Annotated in this window: 13 protein-coding genes; 10 read left to right on the top strand and 3 right to left on the bottom strand. The window is 59.0% G+C overall.

Annotated features, from left to right (window positions below; genetic code table 11):
- Positions 1–207: 207 nt before the first annotated feature.
- From psbZ to NW807_RS11525, 3 genes are all read right to left on the bottom strand, one after another.
- Positions 208–390, bottom strand: coding sequence for a photosystem II reaction center protein PsbZ (gene psbZ / locus NW807_RS11535; RefSeq protein WP_414393323.1), 183 nt, complete (start codon positions 388–390; stop codon positions 208–210).
- 434 nt (positions 391–824) lie between these two features.
- Entirely contained in the window at positions 825–1,517 is a 693-nt protein-coding gene (locus NW807_RS11530) for a queuosine precursor transporter (protein ID WP_414426176.1), read from the bottom strand.
- Positions 1,510–2,241, bottom strand: a complete 732-nt coding sequence (locus NW807_RS11525) for a response regulator (protein ID WP_414405394.1) — start codon at positions 2,239–2,241, stop codon at positions 1,510–1,512. The genes NW807_RS11530 and NW807_RS11525 overlap by 8 nt, the downstream gene beginning before the upstream one ends.
- 156 nt (positions 2,242–2,397) lie before the next feature.
- Here NW807_RS11525 and NW807_RS11520 point away from each other — a divergent pair, with 156 nt between their 5' ends.
- From NW807_RS11520 to wecB, 10 genes are all read left to right on the top strand, one after another.
- Entirely contained in the window at positions 2,398–3,516 is a 1,119-nt protein-coding gene (locus NW807_RS11520) for a class I SAM-dependent methyltransferase (protein WP_414426175.1), read from the top strand.
- A gap of 143 nt (positions 3,517–3,659) precedes the next feature.
- Complete coding sequence (locus tag NW807_RS11515) at positions 3,660–4,115, top strand: hypothetical protein (protein WP_414426174.1); 456 nt, start codon at positions 3,660–3,662, stop codon at positions 4,113–4,115.
- Between the two features lie 72 nt (positions 4,116–4,187).
- On the top strand, positions 4,188–4,532 hold the full coding sequence (locus NW807_RS11510; RefSeq protein ID WP_414393331.1) for an MgPME-cyclase complex family protein: 345 nt from the start codon (positions 4,188–4,190) through the stop codon (positions 4,530–4,532).
- Between the two features lie 222 nt (positions 4,533–4,754).
- The gene (locus NW807_RS11505) at positions 4,755–6,284 is read left to right on the top strand and encodes an MFS transporter (protein WP_414426173.1); all 1,530 of its coding nucleotides are present in this window, start codon (positions 4,755–4,757) and stop codon (positions 6,282–6,284) included.
- A gap of 237 nt (positions 6,285–6,521) precedes the next feature.
- Positions 6,522–7,694 carry a glycosyltransferase family 4 protein gene (locus tag NW807_RS11500; RefSeq protein ID WP_414426172.1) on the top strand — a complete coding sequence of 391 codons (1,173 nt, stop codon included), beginning with the start codon at positions 6,522–6,524 and terminating at the stop codon, positions 7,692–7,694.
- Positions 7,695–8,067: 373 nt separating this feature from the next.
- Positions 8,068–9,474, top strand: a complete 1,407-nt coding sequence (locus NW807_RS11495; RefSeq protein ID WP_414409648.1) for a PP2C family protein-serine/threonine phosphatase — start codon at positions 8,068–8,070, stop codon at positions 9,472–9,474.
- 157 nt (positions 9,475–9,631) lie between these two features.
- Positions 9,632–9,829 carry a hypothetical protein gene (locus NW807_RS11490; RefSeq protein WP_414405399.1) on the top strand — a complete coding sequence of 66 codons (198 nt, stop codon included), beginning with the start codon at positions 9,632–9,634 and terminating at the stop codon, positions 9,827–9,829.
- Between the two features lie 88 nt (positions 9,830–9,917).
- Positions 9,918–11,333 (top strand): argininosuccinate lyase, encoded by a 1,416-nt coding sequence (gene argH, locus NW807_RS11485; protein ID WP_414426171.1) that lies wholly within the window; start codon positions 9,918–9,920, stop codon positions 11,331–11,333.
- A gap of 434 nt (positions 11,334–11,767) precedes the next feature.
- On the top strand, positions 11,768–11,962 hold the full coding sequence (locus NW807_RS11480) for a hypothetical protein (RefSeq protein ID WP_414409645.1): 195 nt from the start codon (positions 11,768–11,770) through the stop codon (positions 11,960–11,962).
- Positions 11,963–12,272: 310 nt separating this feature from the next.
- Positions 12,273–13,409, top strand: a complete 1,137-nt coding sequence (gene wecB / locus NW807_RS11475; protein ID WP_414405403.1) for a non-hydrolyzing UDP-N-acetylglucosamine 2-epimerase — start codon at positions 12,273–12,275, stop codon at positions 13,407–13,409.
- The last annotated feature ends 277 nt before the right edge of the window (positions 13,410–13,686 follow it).

Raw genomic sequence — 13,686 nt, 5'->3', positions numbered from 1 at the left:
AGCTCAGCCCATCTCCGTCAAGGCAGGAGGTTGGTCATGCCACAAAGTGGCTGATTGTCCAGTGAATCAAGGACTAGAGAAGAGCCCTTCTAACGAGAGCGCCCAGAGCTCAGTCGGGTGCGGGAATGCGCAGTTTTTTCGCCGCCCTAATGCCCTACAACATCCAGAAGCTTGGGGGATGGGTGTCGAAGGATCCCGCTGGAGGGATCACTTCAAGAAACTAAGTACCCCCACCCCGAGCACCATCAGCACCCAGAGCAGGGATCCCACCAAAAGGACATTCTTGGCCCGGCTCCAGTCGCTGGCCGAGCTAAGGAGCACCGGCACCGCCACCACCAACAGCAAGCTGTAGAGCACCAACACCAACAGAGCGATTTGGAAAATGAGCATCATCTTTCTTTACGGATCCCTTACAAAAGTCTTGTCTTGGATAAAGGCTCCCGGCAACACCGGGCGGCTCCTTGCTGATCTAGCTCGCTGCGCACCGGCAGCAGGGTAGATTGGGATAACGCTCTGACCAGCAGGCTAAGCGGCGCAGGCCCTGGTTTTTAGTCTTGGGGATGAGCCGCCTACTCGTGGCGTTGTATAGCCTGGAATACTATAGTCGAGTTATAAGCCGACATCAACATCCAGTGCAAGCATCTGGGCTTAGGCTCAGTAGTTGGGGTTATGGCGTCCCCCACGGGCGTGCAGTGGCAGCCCCGCCGGTGCGTCCGCGTAGCTCGCGATAAGCGAGAAAGAATCCCCGCCCCTTAGGGCTGGGAGAACGTCAATATACCAAAACTGGGATCCCTCTCCCTGGCCCGCCTGGCAAGGGAGCAGCTTTATTTGGATACAACCTGGATTCGGAAAGGGTTGAAGTCCGTTGCCACGTCAAAGTAGTCCTCCTGCTCCTGCTGCTTCAGCCAGCCAGTGATGGCATAGGTAAGGGGCGTACAGGCCACTTCGACACCACACTTGAACACGTAGTTAGAGAGGATGAGGCTCACTAGGTTCGGAAAAACTCCCCAGAAGGCAATGAGAATGAACAGGCCCGTATCCACTGCTTGGCCCACCAGGGTCGAGCTGATGGTGCGCGTCCACAGCCAGCGTCCCCGGGTCCACACCTTCAGGCGCGCCAGCACATAGGCATTGGCAAAGCTGCCGCTCCAGTAGGCAATTAGACTGGCCAGCACAATGCGGGGGGTAAGGCCGAGGATCTGGTCGTAGGCTTCCTGGTGGAGCCAATCAGGGGCTGCCGGCAGGGATCCCACGATCATCAAGGTCACGGACATCAGGGCTGCCGAGAAAAACCCCAGCCAGATCACCCGCCGCGAGCGAGCATAGCCGTAGACCTCGGTGAGGATGTCGCCGAAAATGTAGCTGAGGGGGAAAAGAATGGTGCCGCCATCGAAGGTAAAGGGCCCCAAGAGCACGATCTTGGCCGAGGCGATGTTGGAGATGAGCAGCACCGCCACGAACAGGGCCGTCACCGCATCCAGGTGTCGGTAGGCGCGCTCAAAGCTTTGCTCAGCCATCAAGACCCCCCAACAGTTTACGGATATGCCGCAGCTCTTTGACGATTAGGGCTAAGCCCTGGCTGTGCCGTTCCACTTCGCTGGTGAGCTTACGGATTTGCTCTTCTAGGTTAGCGCTGTGAGACTCCTGACGATCTAGGCGCTGGTTGAGGTGGGCAAGCCGCGTCACTACTTCCCGCTGGATCAGGTTTTCCGTACCTTGGATAAGCAGCGTCTCGATGGCGGTGAGCTTGTTCAAGAGCAACTGGGTGTTGGTTTCCGATCCCGCTTCCGCTGCCGCTGCAGGAGTCACCTGCAGGGCCTTTTGGATTTGAGCCAGAAGAGTCTCCGCTTCAAACGGCTTTTCGATAAAATCGAAGTCGACAAAAGGCTCAGGGATGCGGGCCGTTACTTGTTCCTTCATCCCCGACATCATGATAACGGGGGTATTTTTCAGACTGTCTTCGCGGCGGATGGCTTGGAGGGTGTCGTAGCCATCCATCTTGGGCATGACAAAATCCAGCAGGATCAGGTCGGGGTGATGCTTTTTGGCGACCTCCAAGCCCGTCGGTCCGTCTTTAGCCTCCAGCACCTGGAAATGGTCAGCCAGGATGCTGGCCACCATCTTGCGGATCATGATGCTATCGTCAATGACCAACACCGTTTTGGTCGTCATGGCTTTTCCCATCAGTTCAGCCGGATCTGCCCCTTCCTTGAGCTCAGGAGGCAAGTGGAAACCCACCATTAGAGTACTCTCCTGCTTGGCGGAGGTTGTGCTCCGGGATCCAATTTGCCGGCTTCTCTTGCCGCCTAGCGGTTGTCGGCCCACCCTGGCCGCCTTGCTATAATCTACTATCGCATTGTAAACAAACGTTAAGAACCCGTTTGCACTGGCAGGGTCATGAGCTTCCAGTTAAGCCCCGAGCTGTCGCTGCCTATCCCATCGCCGGTGGGGGAGGCTGCTTACCGTGCCTTTCAGTGGGGCAAAAACCTCTTCGGCTTTGCCCACAAGGTCCTCTCCACCCAAGCTGCCGAACTGATGCTCTCTGCCCTCAGGGAGCTGCAGAGCTTTGTCTCCGGCAAGCCTCTGCCACCGCGGGAGCGGGTGAAGGTGAGCGCAGCCACTTTGCAGGAGTTGCGGGCTCGCTACGAGCGACTTCTAGAAGTTGATTGGCAAGATGCGGAAGCAGGCTACTACCCTCACGCGCTTCTCTTCGACAACCCCTGGCTGGACTTTGCCCGCTATTACCCAGCGGTGTGGTTGGAACTGCCCCAGATTGCCCGACGGGTACACGGCCGGCGCTACCAAGAGTTTTCTCCAGACATCTCCACAGAGGGCTACCCAAAATACTACCTTCAGAACTTCCACTACCAAACCAACGGCTACCTGAGCGATCGCTCGGCTGAGCTCTACGACTTGCAGGTGGAGTTGCTGTTTGGGGGTACGGCGGATGCGATGCGGCGACGGGTGATCCGCCTGCTCAAGGATGCCCTCGATCCCAACCTATCTGCTCCCCACATCCTCGACGTAGCCTGTGGCACAGGGCGGATGCTGCGCCTTTTGCGGGGATCCCTGCCCAAGGCGGCGCTGTATGGCTTGGATCTTTCTCCTGCCTATCTGCGCAAGGCCAACCGGCTGTTGCAGGAGTTGCCCGGGGAGCTGCCGCAGCTTATTCGCGCTAACGCCGAGGCCATGCCCTACGCTGACGCTTTCTTCGATGCAGTTGTCAGCGTTTTTCTTTTCCACGAGCTGCCTGGCCCAGTTCGGCAAAATGTCTTCAACGAGATCAGCCGGGTGGTGAAGCCAGGGGGCGTGGTTGTCGTCTGCGACTCGGTGCAGCTGCTGGATTCGCCGGAGCTGGAGGAGACGATGGAAGCTTTTGCGCAAACCTTCCACGAGCCCTACTACCGCGACTACATCCGCGACGATCTGGGAGCGCGCCTGCAGCAGGCAGGCTGTAAGGTGTTGCGCCGAGAAACCCACTACGTTAGCACTTACCTCTTGGCCCGTAAGAGTTGAGCGCCCTTGCCAAAAGCTTCAGAAGAGATTCGCAGTAGTCTACCTAGGGGTATAGTAGTAGCAGACACCAAACTTGATACGAAGCCAGGCCACCAAGACCATGGACGGGAAGGTGGTTAGCGTTCATCTCTTTACTTAGGCTCATGTCTCCTCCTCATGGATCCCTCCGTGCCGGCATCACTGCACTGAAGCAGGAGCGCTACCTAGAGGCGATCAACCTTCTTGAGTCTTTCTGCTACTGCTGCTCGATTCAAGGAAGCTCGCCGCGCCAGGGGGAGCGCAGCCGTCCTAAGCTAGACCCAGAGGAATGTGCTCTGGCTCGAGTGGCTCTGGTCATGGCCTATCAGGGCAGTGGCGACTTGGAACGGTCGACAGCCCTCTGCCAGGAGCTGCTGGAGCAGGGGGAGACTCCTTCAACTCCCCCCTGGGCACGGGAATGGGCAGCGCAGGCTCTTGCTACCCTCAAGCAGGCAGCAGAACACCCTATGCCCCCTGAGGAGGTGATGGCACGGTTGCCTGTCCTCCAGCAATTGGAGGCCTGTCAGCCCCGCTGTAGCTCTCGCGACCCGGCCCCCTATCTGCTCAAGGCCACCCACTGACTGGCTGAATTTAAGAAGCTGGACTTTGGCAGCTAGGTTCTATCCTTTGCGCAGTAGGAAAGCTCCGAATGTATGCCTGCCACTGAGCCCACTACCTATCACTTCATCGTTGGCAGTCTAGATTTTTTGCGGTCTGAACCTCTGGAGGAGGTGCTGGAGGAGCGTCGGCGACATTACGCGGAGCAGCATCGCCCCATTGATTTCCACTGGGTGCCCCAGCCAGCTTTCATGGAAGCTCCCGAGTTAAAACCCCTGCGCAACAAGTTGAAGGAGCCGCTGGGGGCAGTGGTCTCGACTAACGAGAATTTCATTCGCTGGCTGGCGGTGCGCCTTGGCTTTGTGGAAAAGGGCAGCTTTGTGGCCCCCAGTGAGTCGATTCCGGATCCCTTGCGCTCCCTGTCGTTGTCGGAAAGCTGAGGGGCTTGTCCCCATTGCTGCCTTGGCACCTTGCCGCGCCCAGAAGGACACGCTGGGCGGCGAGGGGTGAGCTGCTCTAGCGGTGGCCGGGGAGGCGGGTTTGATTGCAGGCTAGGTCAAAATTTAAGATTAGGGCTTAGGGCACCTCTCCCGCTCCAGCAGCAGCAAGGCTGTCGGGCAGCAGGAAAGGTGGGAGAGGGAGATAGGCTGGGCGGGGGCACCATGACTTGGGAACAACGAAGGGACTGGCTGCAAGAGGGAGCAGAGCTCTACTTAGTGTCAACAGCGGCTATGGAGACGCTGAAGTCAGAGGAGCTGGGTTCTCCCCTTGAGCCGATAACAAGCCCTGCCTCTAGCTTGCCAGGAGGCCCAGCCGGGGATCCCTTGCCAGAGCCGCCTCCCGAGGATCCCAAAGAGAACAGCCCAACGGAGAAGCTAGAACAGGCGGATCCCCCTTTCTCAGGGACAGGCCTGGGAAACTTCGCTGCCGTGCTGGGCCGACGCAATTTCCTGCTGCTGTGGATGGGGCAGGTGTTTTCCCAGCTGGCCGACAAGGTGTTGTTGGTGCTGCTGATTGGGGTGACCTCCAAGCGGTTTCAGCCAGAGGGGGCTTCCATCAGCGGCTGGGTAGCGGCGGTTATGCTGGCCTTTACCCTGCCGGCAGTGTTGTTGGGCAGCTTGGCAGGGGTATTCGTGGATCGCTGGCCTAAGAAGGCCGTGCTGGTGCTCTCCAACGTGGTGCGCGGCATCCTGGTGCTGCTGCTGCCGCTGCTGCTCTGGCTGACGGCGGGGCGTGACCTTTGGCCAGGGATCCCTTTGGGCTTTGGCGGGCTGCTGCTGATTAGCTTTGCCGTCTCTGTCTTGACCCAGTTTTTTGCCCCTGCCGAACAGGCCACTCTGCCGCTAATCCTGCCCAGGCGGGAGCTGTTGGCGGCCAACTCCCTTTACACCACGACGATGATGGCTTCGCTGGTTGTCGGCTTTGCCATTGGCGAGCCGCTGTTGACGCTGGCGGAGCGTTGGGTGCGCACCTGGTTGCCCGGCTGGGAGGTGGGGCCAGAGCTGTTGGTGGGGGGAGCCTACCTTTTGGCGGGATCCCTCCTGCTGCTGTTGCAACCGCACGAGAAGCTAGACTCCCGCTCCTGGGAAGCTCCCCATCTCTGGGAAGATCTCAAGCTGGGCCTACAGTACATCGGGCAAATGCCCCTGGTCCGCGCAGCCCTGCTGCAGATGGTGGTGCTCTACTCGCTGTTTGCGGCGCTGGCGGTCTTGGCGGTGCGGATGGCGGAGGTGATGGCGGAGCTGGAAGCCGATCAGTTTGGAGTGTTGCTGGCTGCTGCCGGCCTAGGCATGGGGATTGGCGCCTTTTGGGTAGGGCACATAGGCCGAGGAGTAAGCCGTCGGGCCTGGAGCGGGCTGGGATCCCTCCTGCTGTCTCTGGCGCTGGTGGCTTTGTCGTGGACAGAGAGGAAGCTGTTTCCCAGCTTAGCCTGGATTGCTCTGCTGGGGTGTGGGGGGGCTTTGGTGGCGGTGCCGATGCAAACTCTGCTCCAGGAGGAAACTCCTGAACATCTGCGGGGCAAGGTGTTTGGGTTGCTCAACAATGCCGTTAACATTGCCCTCAGCTTGCCGCTGGTGTTGACAGGGGTAGCGGAAACCTATCTGGGCCTTTCCTGGACGTTTCTTGCCCTGGCAGTCTTAAATGCGTCGGCAGGAATGTACTTCTGGAGTTTGTTGAATAGAGAGGCTTGACTTCTTCGCCAGCTCTAGCTAAGTTGCTCCTTCCCAGCAGCGGTGCCGGCCTCCCCAAGCCCTCCGCGCCGCTGACGGCAGGGCAAGGCAGAGCTTAGGAGCAGCCCCATAGCTACGCGCCGTCCTGCTGTCGGGCTGCTGCTAGCTTTCCCATGCCCAGGCAGCAAGCAGAGGGGGGATCCGCGTCTGCTAACCTTATGGGAGGTTTAACCGTTCTAGCAGCGTAGGGATCCACCCATGCACATTGCCTGGATAGGCAAGAAAACACCCTTTTGTGGCAACGTCACCTACAGCCGCGAGGTAACCAACGGCCTTTTGGAGCGGGGCCATCAGGTGAGCTTTTTCCACTTCACCAACGAAGAGGCCGCCGCTGAGGGGGGATCCCGTCCGGGGAGCAACTGGCGTGCCGAGCTGGAGGGGCGGGATGTCTCTCTGCCCTGTCTCTACAAGTCGCAGATCTACACGATCCCGGCTCCTAACGCCCGGCGGCTGCTGGAGCAAGCCCTGCGGGAATTGCAGCCGGATTTGGTGCATGCTTCTTTGACCATTTCGCCCATTGATTTTGCGTTGCCCGAGATCTGTGCTGAGCTCAACCAGCCCCTAGTGGCCACTTTCCACCCAGCTTTTGACCGACGGCGGCGCAACATCGCCTCCCGCACCCAATACTTGGCCTATCAGCTCTATGCCCCCTGTTTGGCCCACTACGATCGCACCATCGTCTTCTCGGAAACGCAGCGCCAGATCCTGGTCAAACTGGGGGTGGGCAGCGAGCAGGTGGTGGTCATTCCCAATGGCGTCGATGTTGACAAGTATTCGCCAGGGCCCTCCACCCTCAAGCAGCGGCTAGGGCTAGAGCGGGTCTTCGTCTACCAAGGGCGGATCTCGCCGGAAAAGAATGTCGAGGCCCTGCTCAAAGCCTGGAAGCAGGCTCAAATGGGGGAAAAGTGCGGCCTGCTCATTGTGGGGGATGGACCCCTGCTCAATACCCTCAAGCCTTTCTACACCCGCCAGCACGGGATCTACTGGCTGGGCTATGTTGCCGACGAGCAGGAGCGCATTGAGATCTTGCGGGGATCCGACGTGTTCATTCTCCCCTCCTTGATCGAGGGGCTGTCTTTGTCGCTGTTGGAGGCAATGGCCTGTGGGGTAGCGGCGGTGGCCACTGACGTCGGCGCCGATGGCGAGGTTCTGGCGGACGGAGCCGGGATCCTGTTGGATCCAAGCCGAGTGACGGTGGAGCTGCAAACGCTATTGCCCCTCTTGCGGGATCAGCGGGAGTTTACCCAACTGCTGGGGATGAAAGCCCGCCAACGGGTTCTGGAGCGCTACACCCTCAGCCACAACCTCAGCCGCCTGGAACAGCTCTACCGAGAGGTGTGTCAGGGATCCCGTCAGCCCAGAAGGGCGTAGCCGCCAATGACCTCGACAACATTAACTCAAGCAGAGCCTTTGGGAGAAGACGGGGTAGAGCCTGTACTATCTTTGCTAGACTGCATCGTTATGTTGCTGAGGGATTGGCTCTACCTTCCCCATGGAGGAGCACAGCCCGCAAAAAGCTTTACCGGCCCAGCCGCCCGCCGGGCGGGCAGGTTTGTCCTGGTCGGACTCCTTGCTTCCTCCCAAAGTTCTGCCTGCCTCGCTGCCGTCCACAACCGACCCGAGCACTCCCAGCTCAGGGCAGGAGGATCCCCGCTCTAGGCTTGGTACTGCCAAGGAGAAGGAGCCGCCAGCCCTCTTGCCCAGTCGGGCCAACAAAGCTGAAGCGGGGGCAGACCAGCAGTCGATGCTGTACTTGTTGGGAGGATTGGCTTTTGCCCTGCGCTCCTTCAATAACCTCAACCAGATCCTGGAGTTCACGGCTTTTGTGGCCAGCCAACTCACTGGGGCTGAGGGGGGAGCGCTGGTGTTGTTTAACCCCAACGGCACTATTCAACTGGATCAACTGCACTGTTTCGATCTCGAGCGCCGCGAGCAGATTCGCGCCGAGATGGAGCAGATTGCCCAAGCCCTATCTGCTCAGGAGCCTCTTCTCAAACTAGAGGGATCCCTGGCGGTGAAGATCCCAGCTCTTGAACATCTTCTGGACGAGCGTCTGCGCCAGAGCCTGGGGCCGGATGGGCGCCTATTTGGCACGCCGCTGTTGATCCGTAACTCTGTCCAGGGTCGCTTGTACGTCTTCAGCCGCCAGCCCAACTACCACTGGACCGAGCCTCGCCAGCAACTTTTGCGCCTAGTGGCTGACCAAGCGGGTGTAGCCATCGAGAATGAGCGCCTGCGGACAGCCTTGCGCCGCAGAATGGCCCTGGAAAAAGAAATGGAGATCGGCTCCTACATCCAGACCCAACTGTTGCCCCGCCAATACCCCCAAGTTCGGGGCATTCGACTGGCAGCCCGCTGCCGCGTAGCCAGCAAAGTGGGGGGCGACTACTACGATTTCATCAAGATCCCGAGGGGGCCTGCCTCTGCAGAGCCGGCCAGCAACCGGGCGGAACCGCCTGAGCCCTCCGCAGACTCTCGCCTAGCGATTGTCATTGGGGATGTCATGGGCAAAGGTGTACCTGCCGGGCTGCTCATGAGCATGACCCGCGCCATGGTGCGGGCAGAAGCTCTTAACGGCCACTCGCCGGCCCGCGTTCTCCAACATCTCAATCGGGCCATGTACAGCGATCTCAAAAACTCCAGTCGCTTTATCAGCCTGTTTTACTCGGAGTACGATCCCTGCTCCCGTCGCCTGTGCTTTGGCAACGCCGCCCACAACCCTCCCCTCTGGTGGCAGGCCCGCACCCGTGAGATTCAGCCTTTGGATACGGAAGGGGCGCTGATTGGCTTGGAGGAGCACAGCCAATACTCAGAAAGCTGTGTGCAACTGCAGCCAGGAGATGTTGTAGTCTACTACACCGATGGCTATATTGAGGTTGCCAATACCCGCGGGGAGCGGCTGGAGACTGCCGGTCTAATGGATGCTATCCAGCGGGCTGCCAGCTGCTACGAGTCGCCAGAGGAGATCCTGGAAAGTCTCTTTGCGCAGATGGATGCTTTCCGAGGCCGCCAGGGAGTCCACTTTGTTGTCCCAGAGCCAGCGGTGGAGCTAGAGCTCCTGTTCCGGGAGGAAATTTCCCTGCGACCTATGCCGGTGGACGATACCACCCTGGTGGTGCTGAAGGTGTTGCCGGAGCCTGAGGCCGCCTAGCTCCAGAAGGTCTGGAGTTGGATGGCCAAGGGTAGGGCTACCGTTTGCGCTAGTGGGACGGAACCTCACCTGCCCTAGTGTGACGCGCAGAGTTTACAGTACTCTCTAGCTGGGGGAATTTGTCCGTCTTTACTTGAGCTTTACCGGAGGTATGGGCATGAACTTCACTTCCTCTTACCTGCCAGCTCCGCCCGCCTTGCAGACAAAGGCCATCGTTGCCCAGGTGTTCCGCCAAGATGTGCTGGGCGATATCCGCAAAGGTTGGAACAACTTTGTGGAATCAGGCCAAATTTGGGCGCTTCTGATAGGGCTGGTGGCGGGCTACATGCTCAAGAGCATCACCAGCTCCCACTAAGGCTAGGTGGGCTTTGGCAGGGGTCTTCTAGCCATTGCAAGGCAGGCTTTTGTTTCCACGGCAGCCATCTCTTTGGGTGCTGGTTCCTATGCCTGAGCCAACCTCACCTTCCACCCCCCGTCCCTGGAGCAGCCGCTTCGAGGGATCCCTACACCCCCAAATTGCCCGCTTCAACGCCAGCATAAGCTTTGACATTCGCCTTTTGCCCTACGAGGTGGCCGGATCCCTGGCCCACGTGCAGATGTTGGGGGCCTGCGGCATCCTGAGCCGGGAAGAGGCGGAGCAAATTCGGCAAGGGCTGGAGCAGATCCAGAAAGAGGCAGCCGAGGGGAGTTTTCAGCCTGACCCAGAGGCTGAAGATGTCCACTACGCCGTCGAGCGCCGGCTGGTAGCGTTGGTAGGGGAGGTGGGGAAAAAGCTGCACACCGGCCGCTCCCGCAACGACCAAGTGGCCACCGACTTGCGCCTTTACCTGCGGGATCAAATTGACGCCATCCGCCATTCTCTCTGGGAGCTGCGAGGGGTTTTGCTGGAGTTGGCTAGCCAGCACGTGGAGACAATCCTGCCCGGCTACACTCACCTGCAGCGGGCCCAGCCCGTTAGCCTAGCCCATCACCTTTTGGCCTACGAAGAGATGTTCTGGCGGGACTGGCAAAGGCTGGGGCGAGTGCGGGAGGAGGTCAACGTCTGTCCCCTGGGATCTGGGGCGCTAGCCGGCACTTCCCTGCCCATCGACCGGCAGTTTGTTGCTCATCTGCTGGGGTTTGAGCGCATCAGTGCCAACAGCCTGGATGCAGTGAGCGACCGCGACTTCCTCGTAGAGTTCCACGCCGCCGCCAGCTTGATCATGGTTCACCTCAGCCGCCTCTCGGAAGAGATTGTCCTCTGGGCCTCGCAGGAGTTTGGCTTTGTCGCCCTCACCGATACCTGTGCTACCGGCTCTAGCCTTATGCCCCAGAAGAAAAACCCCGACGTGGCAGAACTGGTGCGGGGCAAAACCGGGCGGGTGTTTGGGCATCTGCAAGCCCTGCTGGTTACCCTCAAAGGGCTGCCCCTGGCCTACAACAAAGACTTGCAGGAGGACAAGGAGGGGCTTTTTGATACTGTCGATACTGTCAAAGCTTGCCTAGAGGCGATGCGGATCCTCCTGCGAGAAGGGATCCAGTTCCAAACCCAGCGCCTGGAGGCCGCGGTGCAGGCAGACTTTTCCAATGCCACCGATGTAGCCGACTACCTGGTGCGCAAAGGAGTCCCTTTTCGCACTGCTCACGACTTGGTGGGGCGGATTGTGCGCACCTGTCTTGCGGAAGGGATCCTGTTAAAGGACTTGCCCCTGGAGCGCTGGAAAAGCTTTCACCCGGCCTTTGAGGAGGATATCTTTACGGCCATCGATCCCCGTCAGGTTGTGGCTGCGCGGCTTAGCCCCGGCGGAACCGGTTTTGCCGCAGTGCGGCAGGCCCTGCAACGAGCCCATGCCCGCCACCAGCAACCAGAGCTAGCGTAAACTCTGGCTCAGCCCACCCTAGGAGGAGCTCCATATTGGAGGCAGGATGCGATCCCGAACCATCTCCCCACCCCCCTTCCCTCTGGGGGAAGCGGGAGCAGCAGCCCCAAGTTTTAGCGACTTCCGCGCCCGTCCCTATTCCTGCTCTGAGGGCAAGATGTGGGAGTAGTTTCTGTACACCCTGCTGCGCCTCAACGGCATTCCCAACAAGGAGTTGGTGGCTGCTGTCATCCGCCAGACCTTGAGTGCAGGCAGGGCGGCAGTTGAGCTGGCTGCGGCGGGAGGGTTACGAGCGCCTGAGTGCAATTTTACGAAAGATTGAAGCCTAGGCGAAGAAATATTGAGAACAGCTCTGAATCATGCCGAAATAGCCTCTGAGGATGGTAGCCTGAAACAGACTCTGGGAAACACTCTTTACCTTCTCTTGGGTTGAAATGTCTAACAAGTTTAACCCCTTTGACAAACCCTCCAAGGGTAATTGGGCAGGCCGCACTTTTTCTGCTGCTGTTGGCGCCTCCTTGGCTGCTGGGGTTTGCATAGCTCACGGCAAGCCCCTTCTCTTCTCGCTGCTGGTGGCCACTTGCGCAACGGTGTTTACTCTCATCTGTGACGAGATGGAGTGGATTTAAGCCTAGCAGTAGCTTTGCCTTCTCCCACAGCCAACATTTCTACTATCATTTTGTGCGATAAAAGCTGAAAGAAGATCGTTAAAACCTAACCTAAAGGGAGGGATTCTTGTTCCTCCGCTTCGACTTCGGGGGCTGCAGGATCCCTCTTCATCTGTTCTAGTGGGCGTGTGGAGGTGGAGCTGCCACCAGGTTGCCTGTTGGCAGAGCTAAAGTGGGGCAGGTCTTCACGACAAGGGCGGCTATAGTCTCTGTTGAGAACCCTGCCGACCAAAGGCCCTCCGGAGCAGATTAGTCCATTGCCCTTGATCCCATGGCTTCCCCTCCTCTGGTTTCTGTAATCTTGGGTACGCGGCCCGAGGCCATTAAGCTGGCTCCAGTGATCCAGGCCCTGCGGGCCAGTCCCTACCTGCGCACCGAGGTCGTCCTGACGGGGCAACACCGAGAGATGGTGGATCAGGTGATGCGGCTTTTTGGCCTCCAGGCGGACTGGGACTTGGGGATCATGCGGCCTCGCCAAAGCCTAGCTGATATTACCGAAGCCACCCTGCGCGGCCTAGAACCCTACTTGCAGGGGAAACAGCCCCAACTGGTTTTGGTTCAGGGTGACACCACCACAGCCTTTGCTGCCGCCCTGGCTGCTTTTTACCAACGCATTCCCGTGGGGCATGTGGAAGCCGGCCTGCGCACCGACGATCTTTACCACCCTTTTCCCGAGGAGGCCAACCGCCGCCTCATCTCCCAGTTGGCTACCCTCCACTTTGCCCCCACGCCGCAGGCCGTGGAAAACCTCAAGCGCAGCCACGTGGTGGGATCCATCTACTGCACGGGCAACACCGTCATCGATGCCCTACAGCAGGTGGCTTCCCTTGGGATCCCCTGTCCTATCCCCGGCCTAGACTGGGAGCGCTATCGCGTTTTGCTGGTTACCATACACCGGCGGGAAAACTGGGGGGATCCCCTTCAAGCCATTGCCAAGGCTCTCCTGCAACTTTTGGCTGAGTTCCCCGACACGGCTATTCTTTTGCCTCTCCACCCCAACCCAGTCGTGCGGGAGCCCCTGCAAGCGCTCTTGGGATCCCAGGAGCGGGTCTTTCTCACTGATCCCTTGGACTATCCCTGCTGGGTAAGCGCCATGCAGCGCTGTACTTTCATTCTCACTGATTCGGGCGGCATTCAGGAAGAGGCCCCTGCCCTGGGCAAGCCGGTGCTGGTGCTGCGGCAAACCACTGAACGCCCCGAGGCGATTGCTGCTGGCACCGCCCGCCTGGTCGGCACCCACCCCGAAAAGATCCTGGAGGCGGCTCGGGAGTTGCTTACCGACCCTCAAGCCTACGCCCGCATGGCACAAGCCAAAAACCCCTTCGGTGACGGCACAGCCGCCCAGCAAATTTGCCGCCTCATCGAGAGTCAGTTCGCCGCAAGAGCTAGTATTCTAAGCGGAGATTAGCTTATCAGGAAGATACCAGCCTGTTTTAAGGGCAACAGTCTATCTCCTTCAGCTCTATGTACTGTAGAGCATATGGGTTCGTAGGCAAGTTAGCATTCCTAGAAAGCTCAACTTCAAGGGGGGATGCGTAAGTAAAGTAGCGAACATAAAAGAGCCTAGACTATCCCAGTGAGGCCTTTTGGAAGCTGTTACCTGGCAAAAAACGTTTTTAACATTGGCAAAGAAGGGGAGTTGCCTTAGGATCGGCTAGGATGTTTAGCATTGGCTAGGATAATAA

It is taken from the genome of Synechococcus sp. R70.1 (assembly GCF_047461675.1).
Taxonomy (GTDB): domain Bacteria; phylum Cyanobacteriota; class Cyanobacteriia; order Thermostichales; family Thermostichaceae; genus Thermostichus.
This window is presented reverse-complemented; position numbering and strand designations above follow the sequence as displayed.